Raw genomic sequence first — 21,927 nt, 5'->3', positions numbered from 1 at the left:
CGCTCCAGGCCCCACGTACCCACATGATTCGTCTCGACAACATCGGCAAGCAGCACGGTCAGCAGCTCCTCTTCGTGGAGGCGTCCGCCGCGCTCCACCGTGGTGAGAAGGTGGGGTTGGTGGGCCCGAACGGCGCGGGCAAGACGACCGTCTTCCGCATGATCACCGGCCAGGAGCACCCCGACGAGGGCCAGGTGGCCGTCGATCGCGGTGTCACCATTGGCTACTTCAGCCAGGACGTGGGCGAGATGGAGGGCCGCAGCTCCGTCGCCGAGGTCATGAACGGCGCGGGTCCGGTGAGCGAAGTCGCCGCCGAGATGAAGTCGCTCGAAGCCGACATGGCCGACCCGGACAAGGCGGACGAGATGGAGAAGCTCGTCGAGCGCTACGGCCTGGTGCAGGGCCGCTTCGAGGAGCTGGGCGGCTACGCCCTGGAGGGGCGGGCGCGGGAGATTCTCGCGGGCCTCGGGTTCACCGAGGAGATGATGGACGGCGACGTCGGAGCGCTCTCCGGTGGATGGAAGATGCGCGTGGCGCTCGCGCGAATCCTGCTCATGCGTCCGGACGCGATGCTGCTGGACGAGCCCAGCAACCACCTGGACCTCGAGTCGCTCATCTGGCTGGAAGGCTTCCTCAAGGGGTACGAGGGCGCGCTGCTGATGACGTCGCACGATCGCGAGTTCATGAACCGCATCGTGACGAAGGTGGTGGAGATCGACGGCGGAACGCTGACGACCTACTCGGGCAACTACGACTTCTACGAAGGGCAGCGCGCGCAGAACGAGGCGCAGCAGCAGGCCCAGTACGAGCGCCAGCAGGCGATGCTCGCCAAGGAATTGAAGTTCATCGAGCGGTTCAAGGCCCGGGCCTCGCATGCGGCGCAGGTGCAGAGCCGCGTGAAGAAGCTGGAGAAGATCGAGAAGGTGGAGCCGCCCAAGCGCCGCCAGACGGTGCTGTTCGAGTTCCAGCCGCCCCCGCGCTCGGGTGACGACGTGGTGAGCCTGAAGGGCGTGCACAAGGGCTACGGCAAGCGGACCATCTACGAGGGGTTGGACTTCCTCGTGCGGCGCACGGAGCGCTGGTGCGTGATGGGCGTGAACGGCGCGGGCAAGTCCACGCTGTTGAAGCTGGTGACGGGCTCGACGCAGGCGGACGAGGGCTCGGTGGCGTTGGGTGGCAGCGTGAAGATGGGTTACTTCGCGCAGCACGCCATGGACCTCCTGAACGGCGAGCGGACGGTGTTCGAGTCGCTGACGGATTCGTTCCCGCGCGCGGGTCAGGGCTCGTTGCGAGCGTTGGCGGGCTGCTTCGGGTTCAGCGGTGACGAGGTGGACAAGAAGTGCCGGGTGCTGTCGGGCGGTGAGAAGGCGCGTCTGGTGATGGCGCAGATGCTGTTTGATCCGCCGAACTTCCTGGTGCTGGACGAGCCGACGAACCACTTGGACATGGCGACGAAGGAGATGCTCATCACGGCGCTGTCGCGCTACGAGGGCACGATGCTGTTCGTCTCGCACGACCGGCACTTCCTGGCGGCGTTGTCGAACCGGGTGTTGGAGCTGACGCCGGACGGCATCCACAAGTACGGCGGTGGCTACACGGAGTACGTGGCGCGCACGGGCCACGAGGCCCCCGGCCTCCGCAGCTAAGATTGACCTCCGTCGAGGCGGGCTCGGCCCCAATCACCGAGCCCGTCTCCGGAACCCAGTGGCCCACCCCGGGGCCAGCCTCCCGACGAGAATCGCAAAGCAGCCGCCGCCAGAGTCACGGCAGCGTCTGGGTTGACGGCCCACCGTGGACCCGACGAATGTCTGGGTCTGCCGAGGTTGAGGCGTCGACCGATTGCGGGGGAAGCGTATGTCTGACCGGAGGGTCCGCTCGTGGTCTGGGTGGCTAATGGGCGCGACGTTGGCCCTGTCTGGAGCGTGCGTTGATGGGGCCTCTGATTGTGTTTTTGATTCGAACTGCGGGACAGGGGAGCAGTGTGTGAAGTGGAGTGGGGGCGGAATCCAAGGGCTCTTCAGTTCGTATCGAACCTGTGAGCGACCCTGTAGCGAGAGTTCGGACTGTCCCCTAGGGTACTGGTGTACGCGCCGTGAACACGGTCCTGTAGTTCCTATCTGCACAGTCGCTCGCGATCTGAGAGGAGTGGGTGCGCTGTGGGAAAGCGGGCAGTCTTGTCGAGACGCCAAGTTGATGAGGCGTTGAAGGACCTCGTTCATGGCGAGGGCGGTGAACCATGATGCCCTTTGCGGATGACTGGGAAGGGGTGCGGTCGGTCGCGCGGCAACTAGAGCGCGGCGAAGCGGTCGACGTGACGGATGCCGTGCGCGCGTTGCTTGTGCGCGTCGCTCCAACGGTCGGGGTCAGCGAGCCTGATGCGACTGCCGCTCTCGCAGCATCCGCGACAACCCTCGCCATGCTCGTGGAGGCCAGCCGGCGCATCCGAGAGGGCTCCCGACGACTCATGCGGGCGCAGAGCGAGGAGTCCAAGCTCAAGATGGCAGGGGACACTACGGGCATCCGACAGCTCTACGAGGACTTGCTCGCCGTCGAGGTCGTGCCGCTGTACCGCGAACAGGCTCAAATCGGCAGCGACTACGCGGATGCTCCGTTGGGCGAATAGTCGAAGCCCCACCAACCATAGGACCCGTGGGGTGCCTTGAGAAACCCACTCGTAGCGCAGGCACTTGGACGGGATGGACCGTTCCAGCGGGGCAATTGAGAATGGATGGTGCACTGTGGGGCAGTTGGGAGTCCTGTCGAAAAGCCAAGTTGACGATGCCTTGAGGGATCTCGCACAGGGCGAGGGAGTTGCCCGGGTGCAGGCTTCACGGTTGCTATCGACAGACCCGGCGACGTCCCCCGAACTGCTGGGCCTGTTGGACGGGGAGTCGCGTGCGGACGTGAGGCACGCGATTCTCTACGCACTGTCCTGGCACGACAATCTCGGGATATGGAAACGGATGGTCGGGATTCTTTCCGACCGAAGTGAGGCCTCGAAGGTGAGAGGGCAGGCGGCGGAATATCTGAGCTATCTCTTCCACCGCGTCTCCTTCGCGTCCGACGACTTCAAGAGTGCAGTGGACGCGTTGCTTGAATCACTGACGGATCCGTCACCCGAGGTTCGGTACTGTGCCGTCAATGCCTTGGGCTCAACCGGCTATCCACCGCTCCTTCCGGCGCTTGAGCGAATGTGCTCAGACCAAACGCCAGTCCCTGGTTGGGTGGGGACAGTCAGCGACGAAGCCTCTCAGGCAATCGAGACACTGGAGTCGATATCCGCGAGCAGGAAATGCGAGAGTAAACAGTAGGATTCGCCAATGACTCGCGACCAGCGCAGTCGCTTTGTGACCGTGGATCTCGATGTTCGAGGCTCACAAGGGCTGGATGACTGGCTCTCCGCGCTTGGGATGTGACGCCCTGCTCCAGGAGAGCGGCGGGAGCCGCTAGTTTCGGCTCCCGCGCTCATCCGAGACTGCAATCAGTCGCAGCTCCAGGCCTTCTCTTCCCACTTGCCACAGGTGCTCTCACGGCAGACGGAGTACGCGCACTTGTCGGCCACGTAGACACAGCACGCGTAGGCATCCTTGTCCGTCCCGGAACAGGTCTTCATCGCGCCGCCCTTGTACGTCGTGGGCGCAGCGTTGCTGCCGCAGGAATCGGGCTTGTCGGAGTCATCCCCACCACAGGCCGCCAACATCGGAATCGCCAGAAGACACACGAGAAGATTTCGCATGGGGCAGATGTGACCACGCCCCCCAGGGGAAAGGCCACGCCTTGAGAGTGAATCCTCTCCAGTAGTTTCCCCGTGAATGCCTCTCGGATTCCGCGAATCTGATGGTGCTGTGTTCGGGAATGTCTGGAGTTACTCGAACATTCTGCTCGCGAGCCGCGCCAGCTTCTGCGCCTTGCCTCGGTAGGGGGGAAAGAACAGATGCAGGAACGTGGTCCGCCCCTGTCGAACCACCGCGCGCTCGTGGCTGAAGGTCAGGAAGCCTGTCTCTCCGTGGTACGCGCCAATGCCGCTGCGCCCGATGCCCCCGAACGGGAGGTTGGGATTCGCCGCGTGCAGCGCCACGTTGTTGATGACCGTGCCGCCCGCGCTCGTCTCTTGTAGCAAGCGCTGCACTGCCTGCTCGTCCTGGCTGAAGACATAGAGAGCCAGCGGCTTGCCTCCCTCGCGCACCTCCGACACCACCTCGTCGAGCGACTCGAAGCGCAGCACTGGCAGCACGGGCCCCAATATCTCCTCACCCATCACCGGCGAGTCCGGAGCCACGTCCGTCAGCAGCGTGGGCGAGACATAGCGTTCCTCCGCGTCCGCGACCCCGCCCGTCACCACCCGTGCCCCAGCCGCTACGCCCTGGTCCAACAGCGTGCGCACGCGCGTGAACGCGGCGTCATCCACCAGCCGGCAGAGGTCGGGCGACATCCGGCGCGCCTCCTCGGTCTTCCCGTAGAAGCGCTCCAGCGCCGCCTTCATCGCGTCCAGCAGCGCCTCCTCTCGCGACGCGTGCACGAACACGTGGTCCGGCGCCACGCAGGTCTGGCCTCCGTTGAGGAACTTGCCCCAGATGATGCGCTCGGCCGCGGTCTCCACGTCCGCGGTCGCGTCCACCACGGCCGGTGACTTGCCACCCAACTCCAGCGTCACGCCCGCGAGGTGCCGCGCCGCCGCCGCCATCACCCGCTGCCCCACGCGCGTCCCGCCCGTGAAGAAGAAGTGGTCGAACGGCAGGCGCAGCAGTGCCTCGCCCACCTCGGGGCCGCCCTCCACCAGGGTGACTTCCTCGGGCGGAAACGCATCGCGCACCAGCTCGGCCAGGAAGCGCGAGGTGTGGGGTGTCTTCTCGCTCGGCTTGCAGAGGACGGCGTTGCCCGCCGCCACCGCCGCCACCAGGGGCGACATGAGCAGCGGGAAGGGCGAGTTCCAGGGCGAGAGCACCAGCACCACGCCCTTGGGCTCGCGGTGCACCTCGCTCACCGTCCCCGCGAGCAGCAAGGGGGCGGCCACGCGGCGCGGCTTCATCCAGCCCTTGAGGTGCTTGCGCACATGCGCCAGCTCCAACAGGACAGGGAGGACCTCCGTCGCCTCCACCTCCGCGGCGGGCTTGCGGAAGTCCTGGTGCAGCGCGTCCGCGAGGGCCTCGCGCCGCTCCAGGATGAGCGCCTTGAGCGTGTCCAGGCGGGCCAGCCGCTCCCGAGCGCCCGTGCGCGCCAGCTCCCAGCGATGCGCCCTCAGGCGGTCGAACGCCTCCTGAAGTCCGCTCGGAACCAGGGCTTCTTCCTGCTTCACCACGCGCATGCCGGCTCCTCCGCGATGGCGCGCCCACCGTGGGCGCGCGCTCCCAGTCCGGCTGCCTGCCTACTCCAGCATCCGGGTCGCGCGGGAGGCCCATTCCTGGGCCTTTCCGCGGTACGGCGGGTAGAACACCGCCACGAGCGACTTCATCCATTGAACCGACACGGCCCGCTCATGGCTGAAGGTCTTGAAGCCGAAGTGCCCGTGGTAGTGCCCCAGCCCGCTCATTCCCACCCCGCCGAACGGCAGGTTCGGGTTCGCCACGTGGATGAGCACGTTGTTCACCACGGCCCCGCCCGAGGTCGTGTGCTGGAACACCTCCTCCACGGCGCGCTTGTCCTGGCTGAACACGTAGAGCGCGAGCGGCTTCTCGCCCCCGTTGATGTGGGCGTACACCTCCTCGCGGCGCTGGTACGTCATCACCGGCAGCACCGGCCCGAAAATCTCGCCCTCCATGATGGGCATGTCCGGCTTCACCCCGGACAGCACCGTGGGCGCCAGGTAGCGCGAAGGCCCATCCCCCGTCCCGCCCGTCTCCACCTTCGCTCCCGCCTCGACCGAGCGGTCGAGCACATCCTTGACCCGCCGCCAGGCGACCGGATCCACCAGCCGGGCGAGGTCGGGGCTGGCCTGACGCTCCGCCTCGGTGTCTCCGTAGAAGCGCGTGAGCACGCCCTTGAGCGCGTCCAGGAACGCCCGCTCCTTCGAGGCGTGCACGAAGATGTAGTCCGGCGCGACGCACGTCTGGCCCGCGTTGATGAACTTGCCCCACGCCACGCGCTCGGCGGTGGCGGCCAGGTCCGCCGACTCGTCGATGATGACCGGTGACTTGCCACCCAGCTCCAGCGTCACGCTGGCCAGGTGCTTCGCCGCGGCCTCCATCACCTTGCGGCCGATGCGCGGGTTGCCCGTGAAGAAGAAGTGGTCGAACGGGAGCTGGAGCAACCCTTCCGCCACCTCGGCGCCGCCCTCGAACACCGCGACCTCGTTCTCAGGGAACAGGTCGCGGACGAGCTGCGCGATGAAGCGCGAGGTGTTCGGCGTCTTCTCACTGGGCTTGAGCACCACGCAGTTGCCCGCCGAGATGGCGGCGATGAGCGGCGCGGCCAGGAGCTGGAACGGGTAGTTCCACGGCGACAGGATGAGCACCACGCCCCGCGCCTCATGGCGCACGTGGCTGGACGCGCCCGCGAGCAGCAGCGGCTGGCTCACGCGCGTCGGCTTCATCCAGCCCTTGAGGTGCCGAACCGTGTGGTTCAGCTCCTCCAGCGTGGGGTGGATCTCCGTCAGCTCCACCTCCACGGCGGGCTTCTTGAAGTCGCGGTGGATGGCGTCCGCGAGCTGCTCCCGGCGCGCCATGATGACCTCGCGCAGCTTCTTCAGTCGCGTGATGCGCTCGGCCGCGGTGGTGCGGGACATCGTCCATCGGTGGGCGCGCTGGGCGTCGAACACCGCGCGCATCCGCGCGAGGTCCGGCGCGTGGGCGACAGGAAACTCAATCACAGGCGCGCTGCTGCTCTGGGGCGACATGGCACGTCTCCTTCAGCGGGCTTCGAGCCCGCGCAACAGGTGGGTCAGCGAGGCCGTCAGCTCGGCCGAGAAATCCACGCGCAACGGGGCCAGGTGCGGCTGGGCCAGCACCTCGCGCGCCACGGGGGCCAGGTCCGCCATCTGCCGCAACCCGGTCACCAGCGCATACAGGTGACGCATGAGGCGCTGACTGTCCGTCAGCGTGAGGAAGGGCAGGCGCCGCGACAGCAGCTCCGCGGTGTGTCCAATCGCCGCGAGCAGCCGCTCCTTGAACTGGAGCACGCGCTCCGCGGTGACGTTCATCTCCAGCACCGTCTGGAGGAGCGCCAGCAAGCGGGTCAGCGTCTCTTCGCCCTCGAGCGACTCCGCCACGGTGCGCGCCACACGCGGGCCCGTCCAGCGCCCCTCGCCGTGCATCAGCCGCGCGTCCAGTCGCTCGAACCAGGAGAAGAGCTGCTCCTCCAGCAGCGCCAGGAACAGCGCTTCCTTCGTGGGGAAGTAGAGGAACACCGTGCCCTTGGCCAGCCGCGAGCGCTCGGCCACATCGGCCATCTTCACCGCCGCGTAGGTCGTGCTCCGGTAGAGCGCGAGCGCTTCATCCAGGATGCGCCGCCTGCGCGCCTCCTTGTCCGAGGCCTTGCGTGCCCGCTGGGGCACCGCCGCCCGCCTCGCCTTGCCCGCCGCTTTGCTGACCATGGGTCATATTGCTAGGTGACCGCGGGTCAGTCGTCAACTGACTCAAGGTCAGTTCTGGGGGAACGCTCACTGGCGGACTGTGGGATTGTGTGGGACGCTCCTCGGCCCCATGCGCCCCATCGACGCGGAGTTGCTGTCCGGCAGCGCGCTGTACCGGGAGGTGGTGCTGGAGAAGCTGGCCCACGCGCGCGAGTCCGTCTGGATTGCCACGGCCAACGTGAAGGCCATGTTCGTGGAGCAGAAGGGCAAGTTCGTACCGCTGGTGGAGGTGCTGGACGGACTGGCGGCGCGCGGAGTGGCCCTGCGCCTCTTGCATGCCGAGCTGCCGAGCCGTCCGTTCCGTGCGGCCTTCGATGCGCGGGCGCGGCTGGTGTCGGGCGGCTTGGAGCTGAAGGTCTGTCCCCGGGTTCACTTCAAGACCGTGCTGGTGGACGGCGCGTGGGCGTACCTGGGGAGCGCCAATCTCACCGGAGCCGGACTGGGAGCGAAGGGCGAGGACTCGCGCAACTTCGAGCTGGGCTTCGCCACCGAGGACTTCGACGTCATCGACCGAGTGACGGCGCTGTATGAGGCGGTGTGGAGCGGGGCTGAGTGCAGGGCGTGCAAGCTGCGGTCGGTGTGCCCGGACCCCATCTTGCCCGCTGGCGTCGGACAGGCGAAGAAGCGCAGACCCCGAGACGGCGTCCGCCTGGGGAAGTCCCGCCGCATGCGGCGCTGACCGGAGTCCGTGCATGAGACACCTCGTCCCCGCGGGTGCCCCCGTTCTGATGACCTGAGCCGAGGTGGCCGTTCCCACACCCCGTGGGTCATCTCGCCGCACCTGCCTTGGTTCGCCGTGCCCTTGTCCGTCTCTCCTCCGCGCGAGTCCGCTGCTGCCCTCCGGCTCAAGCGGCGCATCTACTTCTCCTGTGGTGGCATCCTCGCGCTGAGCCCGCTGCTGCACCCGTTGGTCATCGGGCACTTCTCGCTCCCACTCACCATCCTCGAGTTCGTCTGGGCCGCGGTCTTCGTCGCGCTCGGCATCGCGGTGGGCGCCTCCTGGATGCGCGGCTCGGCGGGCGGCGTGGTGGCGACGGTGGGCAGCCTCGTCTTGCTCACGCTGGAGATTCATCTCACCGGTGGGCTCGCCAGCCCGTTCTTCCCCGTCCTCTACACCTTGCCGCTCATCGTCGCGGTGTTCACGCCGGAGGACCGGCTCCCGGTCTGGGTGGCCATTGTCCTGACGCTGGCCTGCATGGGGCTCATTGGCGTGCTGGGCCGCGTGGACACGCGCACGCTGGTGTCCCAGGTGATGTCGTTCTCCATCGTGGCGCTCGTGTCCGCATACGGCGCGCAGACGTACCGACGGTTGCGGGACGCACAGCAGGCCGCGTATCACGAGCGCGTGGAGGCGATGCAGAAGCTCGCGGAGAGCGAGCGCCGCCGAGCCCGTGCCGAGCGCCAGCGCGCCGACATGGAGCGGCTCGTGGTGGTGGGGCAGCTCGCGGCCGGCGTGGCCCACGAGGTCAACAACCCGCTGGCCTATGTGAAGTCCAACCTGGGCTACCTGGAGCAGGAGCTGCTTCGGCCGGGCGAGTTCGACACGGAGGAGGCTCGGCGGGTGGTGGAGGAGACGCAGGAGGGCGTGCTGCGCATCCAGCAGATCGTCACCGACCTGAAGCGCTTCTCGCGCGACGAGGTGGCGGGTGAAGAGTCGTGCTCGGTGGCGGAGGGCGTGGACGAGGCGCGGCGGCTCGCCTCGGTCCGGCTGCGCAGCTTGGGGGAGGTGACGCAGGACGTGGAGCCTGGCTTGCCGCGCGTGCGCATGGCGCCGCGTCACCTGGTCCAGGTGTTGGTGAACCTGCTGCTCAACGCCGCCGATGCGATGGAGTCCGCGAGTCCGCCGCGCCCCGCGCGTGTGCTGCTCCGTGTGCGAGGGTTGCCGGGGGCCGTCCGCGTGGAGGTGCAGGACAACGGCCCTGGGCTCTCCGAGTCCGTGCGGGCGCGCTTGTTCGAGCCGTTCTTCACCACCAAGCCCCCGGGCAAGGGCACGGGCCTGGGGCTCGCGCTGTGTCGCGAGTACGCGGCCCGCGTGGGCGGCGCGCTCGACGCGGAGAATCGCGCGGAAGGTGGCGCGTGCTTCATCCTCCACCTGCCGCACGCCGTGCCGACTCGGGCCACTCCGCCCGCGGGCATCCCGTGCGCGGACGCGTGAGGCCCGTGGCGCGAGTCACGGCGTGCGCGGGCGCTCTCCCTGCGGCGGTGCCTCTTCCGCCGCGCGCGGGGCCGAGCTGCTCTCGGGTGTCGGTGTGCCTCCGCGGTGTCGCTCGCGCCAGCCGCTGGGCGTCTCGCCCACCCACTTGCGAAACAAGCTGCTGAAGTGCTGGAGCGAAGCGCAGCCCACCTCCACCGCGACGGCGGTGAGCTTCATGTCTGTCTCCAGCAGGAGTCCTTGCGCGGTGCGCACCTGCACCGTGTTCAGCTCCGTCTGGAACGACGTGTCCGCTTCCTTGAGTCGGCGCTGGAGCGTGCGCTCCGACATGCCCATGGTCCGGGCCACGTCCGCCAGGCTCGCGCCCGGCAGCTTCCCGCGCAGCACCTGATGCAGCTCGCGCAGCAGCGGCGATTGACCGGTGGCCTCGGCCACCAGTGTGTTGAGCCGCGACACCAGCGGACCAATCATGTCCGCGTCGCGACCCAGCCAGCTCAGCCCCTCGGCCGCGTCGGTGAAGACCTTGTGGGGATAGCCGCCCTGCACCAATTCGTAGAAGCCTCCGACGATGGCGCCCGCGAGCCCGTCCGGACGCAGCAGCACCTGCCGGCGCACCGTGCGCGCGAACTGGCCGGCGTGGGCTTGCATGTAGTCCTTCATCACGCCGAAGGCGTCCGCGTCGATTCCCTCCACGCGGCGCAAGTCGACGAGCGAGTCGTGCGGCAGCGCGGGCTCCAGCTCCACGTCCAGCGCCTGGACGATGCGCTGGGCTTGTTGCTCTCCCGGCCTTCCCCACACCGCGAACCCACAGAGGTCCGCCGCCGCATACCAGTGAAGGAAACAGTCCCCTACGAGATATCGACCGAGGGGGCTTCGGAAGTAGTCGTCGAGTCCGTCCGCGCGTCGCACAGCCGAGCAGAATACTGCTTTGCCACGCGCGCCACCCAGCGCGGATGGATGGGCGCCCACGGGCTTACCAGTCCTGGACGAACCTGCCCTCGCGACGCCAGTTCACGAGTGAATGACGGCAGCGCGAACCACGGCACATGAGGTCTCACGTGGTGCGCCTGATGGTGCCCCGCATTGAAGAACACATGGTTGTAGAGCCGGGACGTGGAGGTCACCGCCAAGGCGTCTCGGCAGGTGGGGTCCGTCCCGAAGTGGGCCGCGAGGTTGAGCCAGTGAATACACATCTGTCCCGTGAGCAACAGCGCCCAGAAGGACAGGCCCAGCGTTGGCCTCCAGATGATGAGCCCCAGCAGCGTTCCATCCACCACCGCGAAATCCAGCAGCAGCTCCGCGCGCTGTCCGTGCCGCGTGGCCGAGCGCCACACCTCTTTCATCAACGCGAACGGCCACAGCCACGGCGCCAGCACCGAGCGCACGCAATAGCCGAACGCGCCCTCGCCGCGCCGACGCTGGCCCCAGTCACCCGGGCCATCGCTGAAGCGATGATGGTTGAGGTGATGGATGACGTAGCCGCGGTACGGAAAGCCACACGTCAGCCCCAACGTCCGGCTCACCAGCCAGCGCGCCGCGCGTGGACGGGCGATGGCCACATGCATGTGATTGTGCAGCACGGCGTAGTTCCAGAACGTCACCGCCACGCCCACGAGCCACAGGCCCGCGCGCAGGGACCCGGACATCCGCGCCCAGCCTCCGGTGAAGGCCAGGAACCACAGCCACCACAGCGCATGCGCCGTGAGCTGGGGAACGTCAAACCGAGGCGGGGTCGAGCGGACGCGCGGCATGCGTCTCAGGGTACGGACTCACCGCGGTGCTCGCTTCACTCCGGACGCCAAGCGATTGCGCCAGCGCGCAACTCCTCCTTTTCGCCCGGAGACCGTCCTCCCGCGCTCACGACCTGCCCTCGCCGCGCGTGTCTTGTTCGCGCTGTTGCGGCGCGAACGACGTGCACGCGGCGAGGGCGTCGCAAGGCGGCGGGCGGGCTCATCGCTCCAGTGCGTGCGCCACCTGACCCAAGAGCCGCAGCCGGGGGGAATCGAGCTTGCGCACGGTGCGCATCAGCCGACGCACCTCGGGGCGCTCGCGGTACTCGGGCGGATCCTCCGCGAGCTGGGGCGCGCTGCCTTCCACCGTCGTCGTCGCGCTCAGACCGAGCAGCACATCCGAAGAGGCGTTGAGGACGAGGCACAGCTTCCGCAGCGTGCGGACGCTGGGCAGCATGTGGCCGCGCTCGAGGCGTCCATACACCTCGGTCGCGATACCGACGCGCTCAGCGACGTCCGCCTGGGTCAGCTCCAATCGCTGACGGGCCGCGCGAACAGCGTTTCCAATGATGGTTGCCAGTCGTTGTTCCATGGCTTGGGAAACCTGGGAAAAGAGGGCCTTCGCCCCCCGCGAAAAGAGCGGAGAGGTTCCGGGGCGAAGTGGAGGTGATGCGCTACCTCGTGACACAGACATTACGAGCGGGGTCTGACATCTCGGCGCGTGCGGGCAGGCGTGCGTAACGCGGTGAAAACGCAGTGCGCGGGCCCTTTCTGTCGCACCTGGGTTTCTTGGCTTCCTTGAGTCGTGGTGAGGCCCGCGGAGGACGTGCGGCGGGGCATCGCGTGGGGCGCGCGAGCGGGCGTGCCTCGTGGCGGCGGGTGCCGAGTGGACGGGCTCGCGTGGGGTGGCGCGCGCGGGATGTGCAGGGGGGGCGTGAGATCCACCGAGTCGGCGCGGGGCCGAAAAATCGGCCTGGGACGCGTTGTCAATCTTTCCGGAGGACCTGAACGGAAAACCCCTGGTGTTTCCGGGGTTTACGTCGCACGTCCCCCTGAAGTAAGGTGCCCAACCCCGGTGTGTGCCGGGTGTCCGGAGCCCCATCCGGCAACGCGAACCGGGGGCGCGTGAGGCGCTTCTCGGGGAGGCCAGCACAGGTCGTGAGTGACGAGCGTCCGGACGCGCTGCTGAGGAGCGCACTCGAAAAGATCGTCTACTTCGAGGCCCGTGCGGAGCAGCTCCACGGCGAGCTGGACGGGACGCGCGAGGAGATCGAGCACCTCAAGCGCGAGCTGTCCGAGGCGCGCCAGCGTGACCTGGAGATGCGCCGCGAGCTGGCCGAGGTGGAGGTGCGCACCGGCCGCATGCAGGCCGAGCGCGACGAGCTGTCCCGCTTGAATCAGGCGCTGCGCCTGGAGCGCGATCAGCTCATGGGCAAGCTGCTGGATGCCAGCCGGATCCACTCCTCGGGCATGTCGCGGGACGTGGACGACGAGCTGGGGTTTGATCTCGCGTCGTTCATCTCGCAGCTTCGCAGCGAGGCCATCCTGCGCGGTGAGACGGCGCCGGTGCTGGTGCCCGTCGCGAAGGGTGCGGCTGTTCCGTGGGGGCCGGTCGTTGATGCCGCTGCCACGCCTGTGGCGCCCGCGTCGGCGTCTGGCAATGGGGCGGTGGCGCTGTCGCCCGTGGCGCGTGAGGCACAGCGGTTGTTGCAGGAAGGCCGGCTGCGCGTGAGCGCGGAGCAGCTCGCGGAGCTGAGCGCGCATGGAGGCTTCGCGGGCTCGTCGGATGAGACGCTCTTTGGCTTCTCCGTGCGTGAGCTGTCCGCGACGGATGGAGCCGCCCGGGTTCGCGCCGCCGAGCGCCTGAAGGCCCTGGCGCAGCCCGCCGCCGCGCCCGCGCTGGCCGCGGCGCTGCATGCGGAGACGGACCCCGCGGCTCAGGTTGCATTGCTCCAGGCGTTCGCGGGGCTATGCAAGGAGCAGGGCGCATCGGTGGTGTCGCCGCTGATGTCGTCGCCGGTGCCCGAGGTTCGCATCGCGGCGCTCAAGGCGATGCTCACGCTGGCGCCTCGGGATGCCGCGCCGCATCTGGCGCAGGCGATGAAGGACCCGGATCGCTCGGTGCGTCGTCGCGCGTCGCTCCTGGCCCTGGGCCTGGAGGGCGAGACGGCGCGGAGGCTGGGCGAAGAGGCAATCCACGACGCCGACACGGAAGTGCGCTCGCTGGCCGCGCTGGCGCTGGGGGCTGGGGCAGGGGAGAACGCCCGGGTGCTCCTGCTGGGCGCGCTGGATGACGCCGAGCCGCGCGTGCGCAAGGCCGCCGCGCAGAGCCTCTCGCGCATCCTGGGCCAGGACGTGTCCTTCGTGGTCGCGCTGGACGATGCCCACCGTCGTCGGGAGATTCGCCGGCTGGCGACGCTGCCGATTCGTCCGGTGCGCGCGCGTCTCGAAACGCCGCTGGTCGCGAAGCGTGCACCGCTGAGCGTGGGCGTCGCGAGCGTCGATGCTCCTGGGAGCGTGCAGGCCGAGGCGGTGCGTGGCGCTGCTCAGCCCGTCGCCGTGCAGGCGGTGGTGGCTCCGGCGAATGTCGCGATGCCCGTCGGCGCGCCCGCGGTCGTGGCGCAGGCTCCCGTGGCGATGGCGCAGGTCGCGAACTCAGTAGGGGTTCAGGCTCCCGTGGCGATGGCGCAGGGCGCTCATGCGGTCGTGGCGCAGGCTCCCGTGGCGATGGCGCAGGGCGGGCGCGCGGCTCCGGCTTCAAGCGTTCAGGGCCCGGTGGTCGGGGCAACGATGCCCGGTCAGGGCGCTCCCGCTGTCGTGGCGCAGGCGCCCGCTCAGGCTTCTCCGGGCGCTCCTCGGGCGGGTGCGGTTCCCCCGCAGGCGAACGCCGGTGCTCGTCAGCCGGTCGCTGGCAGCTCCATGCCGCCCGCGCATGCGCAGCCCGTCCCAATGTCAGGTGGCGTACAGCGCCCGCCTGCCGCGCGGATGTCCCCGGTCCAGGCCGCCCTCGTGGCGATGGGGGCCACGCCTCCCGTGGTGCGCGCACCCGCTCCCGAGGCAGGTGCTCCCGAGGCGCGTGCTGTGGCGCCTCGCCCGGGCCCGTCTCCGGTGGAGTCGCTCTGCGCCGCGATGCTGTCGGAGGTCCGCGTGGCGGTGCGGGGCCGCTCGCTGGTGGAGCTGGCGGGCGGCCTGTCCTCGCCCGCGGAGTTGACTCAGGAGGCTCTCGCCCTGCTGGTGGCCCGGGGGGCCATTGTGCGAAGGGGGCACAAATACTTCGCCGCTTGAGGCAAGTTGCAGGTGCCGCGCACCTCATCCGAAGGGTCGTCCATGGAAGCGCCGACGTACAGCTCGAAGCAGGTGGCCGAGATGCTCGGCGTGTCCCCCAAGGAGATTCCCGAGGGGATGCGGAAGGACGCGTACGGTCCGGACGACATCTGGGAGCTGCGCACCACGCTGGACCGCTTCCCGCCCCGGGTGGGCCACCGCCGTCAGCTCTTCCTCAACTTCAAGGGCGGCACCGGCAAGACGTCCCTCTCCACGTCCTACGCCTGGCGCCTCGCGGAGCTGGGCTACGCGGTCCTCCTCATCGACCTCGACAGCCAGGGGCACGCCACCAAGTGCCTGGGCTACGAGGGCGAGGACTTCGAGAAGACGCTGCTGGACGTGCTGGTCAGAAAGACGCCGTTGGTCCAGGTCATCCAGAAGTCCACCCTGCCCAACCTGGACTTCGTCCCGTCCAACCTCAGCATGTCCACCATGGACCTCGCGCTGATGCCCATGGCCGGCCGCGAGTTCAAGCTGCGCAACGCGCTCAAGGACGTCGAGGCGCAGTACGACTTCATCATCTTCGACGCGCCGCCGTCCTTCGGCCTGCTCAACCTCAACGCCCTGATGGCCGCGAACGACCTGTTCGTGCCCGTGCTGGCGGACTTCCTGTCCTTCCACGGCCTCAAGCTGCTCTTCGAGACCGTGCAGAGCCTGGAAGAGGACCTGAACCACGTGCTCGACCACGTCTACATCGTGGTCAATGCCTTCAACGCGACCTTCAAGCTGGCCAAGGAAGCGCTGGAGGCCCTCCAGAAGCACTACCCAGAGTACCTGCTGCCCACCATCATCCGGCAGTGCACCAAGTTCGCCCAGGCCTCCAGCGAGGGACGGCCGGTATTCGTCGCGGACCCCACTTCCAAGGGCGCGACTGATATCCAGGCCATGCTCGACAATGTCCTTCCCCGCCTGGTAGCGGGCGCCGCCGCGAAGAACGGCGCCACCCACGCAGGCTGAGACCCCGTGATGAAGAAAGCCTTCGAACAGAACGTGTCCCGCGCCAAGCCGCGCCTCCGCCTGGGGGCGCTGACCGGCGCGTTCGACCCGGTGGAGCCCCAGGCCGCGATGCCCGAGCCCGAGGTCGCCGCGGTCCTTCCGCCGCCCGTGGCCGAGGCGCCGGACCTCTCCGCCGAGGTGCGCGCGCGCATCGAGCGCAACCGCGCCCCGCGCCCCACCGCCGCCGAGGCGATGGAGGCCGCCCTGCGCGCGCCGGCCGTGCCCTCTGCCCTGCTGACTCGGCCCGCCGAGCCCGCCCCCGCGCCGACCATGCCCGCGCCCGTGGCCCACGCGCTGTCCGCGCTGGTGTCCCCGCCCGCCGAGTCGTGGGAGGTCCCCGAGACGCCGTGGCAGGAGCCCGTCGCCGTCGCGCCCACCTGGGAGCGCGAGGCCGCGCCGGCACGGGAGATGGCGGTGACGTACGCGTCGCCGCCGCCCTCGATGGCGGCCGAGCCCGAGCCCGCTCCGATGGCGTTCGCCGAGCCGGCTCCCAGGGCGTTCGCCGCGCCCGCCCCGCCGTGGGCCGCCGCTGAAGCGCTTCCGGTCGTCTCCGCCCCGCCCGCCGTCCACGAGGTTGCGCCCATGATGACCTTCGCTCCCGCGCAAACCGCTGTGACCTCCCGTGTCGAGACGGTGGCCCGGACGGAGGCGCCGCCCGCGGAGGTGGAAGTGCAGCAGCCCGCCGCGCCGCGCGAGGAGGCCCTGGACGCGGACTCCCGGCGTGAGCGGCTCAAGGCCCGCCTCAAGGCGGTGCGCGAGAACCCGCGCCCGGAGCCGCTGCCCGCCACGGTGGCGGAGGCTGGCCAGCGCGCGGTGGAGCGCATCACCACCCTCCAGGCCGAGCTGACGCGGGTGAAGTCCCTCAACCTCACCCTCACGCAGGACCTGGAGGCCACGCGGCGTCAGGCCGAGAAGGCCACCGAGGAAGCCCGCCTGCGCATGGACGAGGCGCGCCGGCTGTCCTCGGAGATGGAAGGCCGCGTGAAGCTGCTGGCCGACCTGGAGCGCGAGCTGGCGGCGCTGGAGGGCGAGCGCGACGAGGCGCTGCTGTCCCTCCAGGAGTCGCGTCAGGCGCTCCAGGCCGCGGCGAAGGAGCACGAGAGCCTGGAGGTCGAGGTGGTCCGCGGCAAGCAGGCCCTGGCGGACAGCCTCGCGGAGGAGGAGCGCCTCGCCTCGGAGCTGGAGGGCGCCAAGGACGAGTCCGCTTCCCTGCGCCGCGCCGTGGAGACGCTCCAGGGTGAGCGCGACGTGCTGGCGCAGCAGGTGGCCTCGCTCACCTCCGAGCGCGCCGAGCTGCTCGAGGCCCGCAAGGCGCTGGAGGCCGTGCACCGGGCGCTCAGCCAGGCCGCCTCGCGCTGAAGTCCGCGAGGACGGCCCGGCGACGCGGCCGTCCTACTTCGTATCCCGCGCGACGCTGCCCTGCTGGGCGGTGACCTCGCGGGGCAGGGCCGGGCTCTTGAGCCCCTGCGTGGTGAGGCCCGCGAACTCCTGCTTTCCTTCCGCCGCGCGGACCGTCTCCAGGTAGCTGGCGAGGTTCTTCAGTCGCTCGTCGCGCTTGGGGTGGTTGGCGAAGACGCCGCCGGCCTCGGACGTGCGCCGGATGAGGCTCATGAAGGACTGCGGGTCATAGCCCGCGGACATCATGAGCTGCGCGGCCATGCGGTCCGCCTCCAGCTCCTCGTCGCGGCTGTTGCCCTTGTCGAGCGCGTCGATGGTCTTCTCGGCCAGCTTGCCCAGGAGGCCCGTGTTCCCATCCAGGTCCAGGGTGCCGTGGTCGCCGCCGGACACCAGCAGGTTCACCGCGGCTGGCGACAGCACCGTGCCGCCCACCGCGTTGCCCACCGCGAGCGTCTTGCACAGGCTCACCTTCGAGCCCGTGTACTGGTGGATGGCGTGCTTGAGCACGATGTGAGCAATCTCGTGCGCGAGCACACCGGCCAGCTCGGCCTCGTTCTCCACGCCTGCGAGGAGCCGGTGCGTGACGAAGACGTAGCCACCGGGCGAGGACAGCGCGGTGAAGTTCTTCGAGTCCGCCAGCACGCCGAAGGTCCACTCCAACGTGGGACGGTCCGACTGCGCCGCGAGGTTCTTCCCCACGGTGTTGAGGTAGACGTTCACCGCGGGGTCGCCGCTGCCTTGGAGCAGCAGTCCGCCGCCGCGCTGCACCCAGTGCACGGCCACCGCGCCGCCCAGCGCGTACTCCTCCTTCACGGTGGGCTCCACGTTGAGCGCGTTGCACTTCCTCACGTCGTGCCCCGCCTTGACGGTGTTCTCCGCCACGCGGTTCGCGAGCGCGGAGCCGCTCGACAGGGCGCTCGAATTCAGCGCGATGTTGGCGCAGCCGGCGGAGGCCCAGCCGAGGCTCGCCGCGGCAATGACAGACAGGCGGCGGTTCATCGCGCACCTCCCTTCTTCTTCGCGGCCGGGTTGCCCGACGCTCCGGCGACCTCGCTGCCGCCCACCACGGGGAACAGCTCCGCGTCCGCCACGTGCCTGGCGATGGCCGCGGGCTTGATGTCGCGCGCCAGCTTCTCCAGTTGCTTGAGCTGCTCGGCGGACTGGGCGTAGTCGCCGCCCTTCTCCTTGCTGTACTGCTCGGCGCCGGGGCTCAGCGCCTTCACCGCCGCGCCGCTGGCGACGAACGCCGCGGGGTCCACCTGTCGCGCGTTGCCGTCCTTGGCCACCAGCTCCATGCGCGGCGGCGTGGTGGACAGGTTCGTCTGGAAGACGAAGCCCTGCTTGCCGCCCGGCGCCGTCACCTTGTGCCACTGCTTGTTGGAGGGCTCCGCGCCGTTCCACACCACCTGCTGTCCGGGCTGGAGCACCACCACCGCGTCGGCCGTGGGCGACGGGCTCTTCATCACCCGTGTGTTCTTCGCCTTCACGTACAACGCGCCGCCGGGACTCACCGCCAGCGCGAGCGCGGGCGCCCCCAGCGCCAGCAGCACCACGCCTGCTTTCATTCGCATCCGCATCAAGACCCCCAACGCCAGGACGGCGTCACTTCTCCAGGTTGGCCACGCCGTCGAACACCGCGGGTGGGTTTTCCAAGTACTCGTGGCAGCGCTCCAGCAGCGCTTTCGTGGGCCCGTCGTCCGGGTCCTCGCGCCGCAACGCCTCGAGCGCGCTGGCCGCGTCCGCGAAGCGCGCCTCGCGATAGAGCGCGAGCGCCGCGTGGTAGCGCTCCACCGTGTGCCGCGTGCGCGCGCTCAGCCCGCCCTTGAGGGCCAGCAGCTCGTACACCGTGACGGCTTCCGTCTTGCCCGCGACGCGCACGCGGTCCAGCTCCCGCACCTCGATGTGCTCGCGCGCCAGCTCGTAGGTGCGCGGGCCAATCATGATGAGCGAGCCATAGGCCTTGTTCGCGCCCTCCAGGCGCGCCGCCAGGTTCATCCCGTCACCGATGGCCGTGTAGCTGAAGTGCTGCTCGCTGCCGAAGTTGCCCACGAAGTTGACCGCGCTGTTGACGCCGATGCGCGTGTACACGTCCGGGAGGCCCTTGGCTCGGAACTCTTCACGGAGCGCATCCACCTCCGCCTTCGCGGCCAGCGCTCCTCGGCAGGCGCGCACCGCGTGGTCCGCTTGCGCCATGGGCGCGCCGAAGAGGCACACCACCGCGTCGCCGATGTACTTGTCCAGGCACGCGCCCTCGCGCAGGAGCGCGTTCGTCACCCGCGTCAGGTACGTGTTGAGGATGCGGGCCAGCGCGCGCGGGTCCTCCTTGAAGCGCTCGCTGAAGGTGGAGAAGCCGCGGATGTCGCTGAAGAAGGCGGTGATCTCCTTGTTCTCGCCATCCAGGCGCGGGAGCTGCTGGCCCTTCAGCATCTGGTCCACCAGCCGCGCGTCCATGAAGCGGCTGAAGGTCTGCCGGATGAACTCCGCCTCGCGGTTGGCCAGCAAGTGATTGAAGGCCAGCGCGCCCACGCTGGCGCCCACGCCAGCCAGGGACGGCATCGCGGTGAGCACGTGCGTGTGCGCGGTGCGCAGGAAGAGCCCCGTCACCAGGTGCAATCCGAAGAAGATGGCCACGGGCCACAGCACCTCCAGCGGCGTCCAGCGCGCGGTCATCAGCAGCACCGCGGACACCAGCGCCACCAGGAAGGTGACGGTGAGGTCCACCCAGGGCGCCGCGCGGGTGATGAACGCGCCACCCAGGAGCGCATCCACCACGGCGGCCTGCTTCACCAATCCTGGCTCGGCGGCGGAGAAGGGCGTGGCCTTGATGTCGTTGACGCCCAGCGCGGTGCCGCCCAGCACCACCACCTTGCCGGTGAAGGTGTCCGCGGGCAGGCGCGAGGGCTGGCCCTGCTGGCGCCGCGCCCAGTCCTCCAGCACGTCCACCAAGCGCACCAGCTGGAAGCGCTCGTGCAGCGCGCCGCCATAGTCGATGGCCGCGCTGCCGTCGGAGTCCACGCGGAAGTGGCGCTCGCCGATCGTGAGCGTGCGCCCCGACAGCTGGACGTCCTTCGCGCCCAGCAGGTCCGCCGCGAGCCGCGTCGGCAGCGTGGCGTAGGTGTTGGTGCCGTCCGTGTACGCGAAGCGCGTGCGCCGCATGAAGCCGTCCGCGTCCACCTCCGTGTCCACCAGGCCGAAGCCGCTCGCCGCGCCGACCAGGGCGGGGATGGGGGGGACGGGGTAGCGCATGCGCCGAGCCCCATCGCTGGCCACGTACTCCAGCGTGGGCAGGAGCCGCGCGTCGTCGCGATGCGCCGGGAAGGCCAGGGCTCGGGCCAGCTCCTCGGGCGTCACCGTGGGCGTCGCGGCCTCGGGCGCGTCGGTGAACTCCTCCTCGCCGGAGGGCACGGCCTGGACGGGCGCGGACTCGGTGGGGGCGGGGTTGTTCGCGACGGGGTGGGGCGCCGAGGCGTCCGCGCGCGGCAGCGGGAGCGCCGAGCCGTTGGTGGAGAGCCCCAGGTAGAAGGGCAGGTGCGTGTCGCGCAGCACCTGGGCGAACGACAGGTCCATGGCCTCGTCGGTGGAGGCCTCCTGCATCACCGCGTCGAAGAGGACCGCGCGTGCGCCGCGGGCCTTCAGCTCCTCCACCACGCGCGCCCACAGGTTGCGGCTGAAGGGCCAGATGCCGAAGTTGCGGCGGTACTGCTCGTCGCGGCCCATCTCGTCCAGGCTCGACTGGTCGATGGCCACCACCACCACGCGCGAGGACGGGCCGGGCGCGCGGGTGTACGTGGTGAGCGCCTTGTCGTAGGCGCTGTGCTCGGCGTCATCCAACAGCCCGCGCCACCCGCACAGCGCCGCCACGAGCGTGACGCCCAGGGCGACCCCCAGCATCTGCTTCCACTGGTTGCGCCAGCGCTGCTGGATGATGTTCGCGATGTCTGCCGCCACGTCCCCTCCGCGAGCACGGTGCGCGCACGCTACCCCAGCGCTCGTGCCACCCGGCAGTCCTCCCCGCGTCGTCTCCGCGCGATGAGGTGGACCCACACGGCCGGACGCAGCCCGACCGAGCGACCAGGCGGCCCACCCGCCTCCGTCAGAACGACGAGCCTGGCTCCTGGAGGAAGGCCACCTCGTCCGGGGTGGACTCGCGGCCCAGCACCGCGTTGCGGTGGGGGAAGCGGCCGAAGCGCTCGATGATGTCGCGGTGGTGCCGCGCGTACTCAATTGCGGAGGTGCTGTCCACGCCGCGCGCCAGGGCGAGCTGCTCGAACAGGGAGACCGAGAGCCGCTGGTCGTTCACGTCCTCGCTGTGCTCGAACGGCAGGTACATGAACCAGCGCCACACCGGGGGCAGCACGGTGTCCAGGCCTCGGGCCAGCGCGCGCCGGGCGACCTCGCGGGCGCGCGCATCCGAGGCGAAGGCGCGCGCGGTGCCGCGGAAGAGGTTGCGCGGAAGCTGGTCCAGCAGCAGCACCAGCGCGAGGGCGCTGCGTGGCTCGTCGGCCCAATCCCGCAGGTCCCCCGCCGCCGCCTGCGTGTGCGCGTCGAGGAATCGCTGACACGCCTGGTCAAAGGCCGTGTCCTGTTGGAACCACAGGGCGCGGGGCCTCGCGCAGGTGGGGTTTCGCGTGGGGTCGGGGGGCTGGCCGAACCAGAAGCCCAGGACATCATCCGGAGTCGTCATGCGCAGCCTCGCCGCGTGGCACGGGAATGGTCTCTTGTAACACTGGCGGGCGGGCGCGGCTGGCGCGGGGGGAGTC

General features: G+C 69.5%; 19 protein-coding genes. 8 read left to right on the top strand and 11 right to left on the bottom strand.

Annotated elements, in window-relative coordinates; translation table 11 throughout:
* The first annotated feature begins 23 nt into the window (after nt 1–23).
* The 3 genes from JGU66_05505 to JGU66_05495 all read left to right on the top strand — a co-directional run bounded on the left by JGU66_05505 (nt 24) and on the right by JGU66_05495 (nt 3,311).
* Nucleotides 24–1,646 carry an ABC-F family ATP-binding cassette domain-containing protein gene (locus tag JGU66_05505; protein ID MBJ6760209.1) on the top strand — a complete coding sequence of 541 codons (1,623 nt, stop codon included), beginning with the start codon at nt 24–26 and terminating at the stop codon, nt 1,644–1,646.
* A gap of 593 nt (nt 1,647–2,239) precedes the next feature.
* Complete coding sequence (locus tag JGU66_05500; protein ID MBJ6760208.1) at nt 2,240–2,623, top strand: DUSAM domain-containing protein; 384 nt, start codon at nt 2,240–2,242, stop codon at nt 2,621–2,623.
* A 160-nt stretch (nt 2,624–2,783) separates the two neighbouring features.
* The gene (locus JGU66_05495) at nt 2,784–3,311 is read left to right on the top strand and encodes a HEAT repeat domain-containing protein (protein MBJ6760207.1); all 528 of its coding nucleotides are present in this window, start codon (nt 2,784–2,786) and stop codon (nt 3,309–3,311) included.
* Between the two features lie 170 nt (nt 3,312–3,481).
* Here JGU66_05495 and JGU66_05490 read toward each other — a convergent pair whose 3' ends face one another.
* The 4 genes from JGU66_05490 to JGU66_05475 all read right to left on the bottom strand — a co-directional run bounded on the left by JGU66_05490 (nt 3,482) and on the right by JGU66_05475 (nt 7,528).
* A complete protein-coding gene (locus JGU66_05490) occupies nt 3,482–3,736 on the bottom strand; it encodes a hypothetical protein (protein MBJ6760206.1) in 255 nt (84 codons plus the stop codon).
* A 129-nt stretch (nt 3,737–3,865) separates the two neighbouring features.
* The gene (locus JGU66_05485; protein ID MBJ6760205.1) at nt 3,866–5,305 is read right to left on the bottom strand and encodes an aldehyde dehydrogenase family protein; all 1,440 of its coding nucleotides are present in this window, start codon (nt 5,303–5,305) and stop codon (nt 3,866–3,868) included.
* A 60-nt stretch (nt 5,306–5,365) separates the two neighbouring features.
* Nucleotides 5,366–6,832, bottom strand: a complete 1,467-nt coding sequence (locus JGU66_05480) for an aldehyde dehydrogenase family protein (protein MBJ6760204.1) — start codon at nt 6,830–6,832, stop codon at nt 5,366–5,368.
* A 12-nt stretch (nt 6,833–6,844) separates the two neighbouring features.
* Nucleotides 6,845–7,528, bottom strand: a complete 684-nt coding sequence (locus JGU66_05475) for a TetR family transcriptional regulator (GenBank protein MBJ6760203.1) — start codon at nt 7,526–7,528, stop codon at nt 6,845–6,847.
* A gap of 109 nt (nt 7,529–7,637) precedes the next feature.
* Between JGU66_05475 and JGU66_05470 the strand changes: the two genes are divergently transcribed.
* Both JGU66_05470 and JGU66_05465 read left to right on the top strand, forming a co-directional pair.
* On the top strand, nt 7,638–8,246 hold the full coding sequence (locus JGU66_05470) for a phospholipase (GenBank protein ID MBJ6760202.1): 609 nt from the start codon (nt 7,638–7,640) through the stop codon (nt 8,244–8,246).
* 123 nt (nt 8,247–8,369) lie between these two features.
* The gene (locus JGU66_05465) at nt 8,370–9,722 is read left to right on the top strand and encodes a hypothetical protein (GenBank protein ID MBJ6760201.1); all 1,353 of its coding nucleotides are present in this window, start codon (nt 8,370–8,372) and stop codon (nt 9,720–9,722) included.
* A 15-nt stretch (nt 9,723–9,737) separates the two neighbouring features.
* Here JGU66_05465 and JGU66_05460 read toward each other — a convergent pair whose 3' ends face one another.
* The 3 genes from JGU66_05460 to JGU66_05450 form a co-directional block, all read right to left on the bottom strand.
* Nucleotides 9,738–10,628, bottom strand: a complete 891-nt coding sequence (locus JGU66_05460; protein MBJ6760200.1) for a helix-turn-helix transcriptional regulator — start codon at nt 10,626–10,628, stop codon at nt 9,738–9,740.
* On the bottom strand, nt 10,568–11,470 hold the full coding sequence (locus JGU66_05455) for a fatty acid desaturase (protein ID MBJ6760199.1): 903 nt from the start codon (nt 11,468–11,470) through the stop codon (nt 10,568–10,570). Before JGU66_05455 ends, JGU66_05460 begins: the two co-directional genes overlap by 61 nt.
* Nucleotides 11,471–11,669: 199 nt before the next feature.
* Complete coding sequence (locus tag JGU66_05450; protein MBJ6760198.1) at nt 11,670–12,041, bottom strand: helix-turn-helix transcriptional regulator; 372 nt, start codon at nt 12,039–12,041, stop codon at nt 11,670–11,672.
* Nucleotides 12,042–12,607: 566 nt separating this feature from the next.
* On the opposite strand from JGU66_05450, the gene JGU66_05445 reads away from it, so the two are divergent.
* Genes JGU66_05445 through JGU66_05435 form a run of 3 tightly spaced genes read left to right on the top strand, consistent with a single transcriptional unit; the run spans nt 12,608 to nt 17,128 of the window.
* On the top strand, nt 12,608–14,734 hold the full coding sequence (locus JGU66_05445; protein ID MBJ6760197.1) for a HEAT repeat domain-containing protein: 2,127 nt from the start codon (nt 12,608–12,610) through the stop codon (nt 14,732–14,734).
* A gap of 42 nt (nt 14,735–14,776) precedes the next feature.
* Nucleotides 14,777–15,730 carry a ParA family protein gene (locus tag JGU66_05440; protein MBJ6760196.1) on the top strand — a complete coding sequence of 318 codons (954 nt, stop codon included), beginning with the start codon at nt 14,777–14,779 and terminating at the stop codon, nt 15,728–15,730.
* A gap of 9 nt (nt 15,731–15,739) precedes the next feature.
* Nucleotides 15,740–17,128, top strand: a complete 1,389-nt coding sequence (locus JGU66_05435) for an extensin-like protein (protein MBJ6760195.1) — start codon at nt 15,740–15,742, stop codon at nt 17,126–17,128.
* A gap of 33 nt (nt 17,129–17,161) precedes the next feature.
* On the opposite strand, the gene JGU66_05430 is transcribed toward JGU66_05435, so the two are convergent.
* From JGU66_05430 to JGU66_05415, 4 genes are all read right to left on the bottom strand, one after another.
* The gene (locus JGU66_05430) at nt 17,162–18,166 is read right to left on the bottom strand and encodes a M48 family metalloprotease (protein MBJ6760194.1); all 1,005 of its coding nucleotides are present in this window, start codon (nt 18,164–18,166) and stop codon (nt 17,162–17,164) included.
* Nucleotides 18,163–18,744, bottom strand: coding sequence for an SH3 domain-containing protein (locus JGU66_05425; GenBank protein MBJ6760193.1), 582 nt, complete (start codon nt 18,742–18,744; stop codon nt 18,163–18,165). Before JGU66_05425 ends, JGU66_05430 begins: the two co-directional genes overlap by 4 nt.
* 25 nt (nt 18,745–18,769) lie before the next feature.
* Nucleotides 18,770–21,058, bottom strand: coding sequence for a CHASE2 domain-containing protein (locus tag JGU66_05420; GenBank protein MBJ6760192.1), 2,289 nt, complete (start codon nt 21,056–21,058; stop codon nt 18,770–18,772).
* Between the two features lie 202 nt (nt 21,059–21,260).
* Complete coding sequence (locus tag JGU66_05415; GenBank protein MBJ6760191.1) at nt 21,261–21,851, bottom strand: DUF924 domain-containing protein; 591 nt, start codon at nt 21,849–21,851, stop codon at nt 21,261–21,263.
* Nucleotides 21,852–21,927 lie beyond the last annotated feature (76 nt).

Source organism: Myxococcaceae bacterium JPH2, assembly GCA_016458225.1.
In the GTDB taxonomy this organism is placed as follows: Bacteria; Myxococcota; Myxococcia; order Myxococcales; family Myxococcaceae; genus Citreicoccus.
This window is presented reverse-complemented; position numbering and strand designations above follow the sequence as displayed.

What these genes read in the sequence shown, in the direction of transcription:
- JGU66_05505 (MBJ6760209.1), top strand. Translation starts at nt 24, where the DNA reads ATGATTCGTCTCGACAACATCGGCAAGCAGCACGGTCAGCAGCTCCTC.
- JGU66_05500 (MBJ6760208.1), top strand. Translation starts at nt 2,240, where the DNA reads ATGCCCTTTGCGGATGACTGGGAAGGGGTGCGGTCGGTCGCGCGGCAA.
- JGU66_05490 (MBJ6760206.1), bottom strand. Translation starts at nt 3,736, where the DNA reads ATGCGAAATCTTCTCGTGTGTCTTCTGGCGATTCCGATGTTGGCGGCC.
- JGU66_05485 (MBJ6760205.1), bottom strand. Translation starts at nt 5,305, where the DNA reads ATGCGCGTGGTGAAGCAGGAAGAAGCCCTGGTTCCGAGCGGACTTCAG.
- JGU66_05480 (MBJ6760204.1), bottom strand. Translation starts at nt 6,832, where the DNA reads ATGTCGCCCCAGAGCAGCAGCGCGCCTGTGATTGAGTTTCCTGTCGCC.
- JGU66_05475 (MBJ6760203.1), bottom strand. Translation starts at nt 7,528, where the DNA reads ATGGTCAGCAAAGCGGCGGGCAAGGCGAGGCGGGCGGCGGTGCCCCAG.
- JGU66_05470 (MBJ6760202.1), top strand. Translation starts at nt 7,638, where the DNA reads ATGCGCCCCATCGACGCGGAGTTGCTGTCCGGCAGCGCGCTGTACCGG.
- JGU66_05455 (MBJ6760199.1), bottom strand. Translation starts at nt 11,470, where the DNA reads ATGCCGCGCGTCCGCTCGACCCCGCCTCGGTTTGACGTTCCCCAGCTC.
- JGU66_05450 (MBJ6760198.1), bottom strand. Translation starts at nt 12,041, where the DNA reads ATGGAACAACGACTGGCAACCATCATTGGAAACGCTGTTCGCGCGGCC.
- JGU66_05440 (MBJ6760196.1), top strand. Translation starts at nt 14,777, where the DNA reads ATGGAAGCGCCGACGTACAGCTCGAAGCAGGTGGCCGAGATGCTCGGC.
- JGU66_05435 (MBJ6760195.1), top strand. Translation starts at nt 15,740, where the DNA reads ATGAAGAAAGCCTTCGAACAGAACGTGTCCCGCGCCAAGCCGCGCCTC.
- JGU66_05430 (MBJ6760194.1), bottom strand. Translation starts at nt 18,166, where the DNA reads ATGAACCGCCGCCTGTCTGTCATTGCCGCGGCGAGCCTCGGCTGGGCC.
- JGU66_05425 (MBJ6760193.1), bottom strand. Translation starts at nt 18,744, where the DNA reads ATGCGGATGCGAATGAAAGCAGGCGTGGTGCTGCTGGCGCTGGGGGCG.
- JGU66_05420 (MBJ6760192.1), bottom strand. Translation starts at nt 21,058, where the DNA reads ATGCTGGGGGTCGCCCTGGGCGTCACGCTCGTGGCGGCGCTGTGCGGG.
- JGU66_05415 (MBJ6760191.1), bottom strand. Translation starts at nt 21,851, where the DNA reads ATGACGACTCCGGATGATGTCCTGGGCTTCTGGTTCGGCCAGCCCCCC.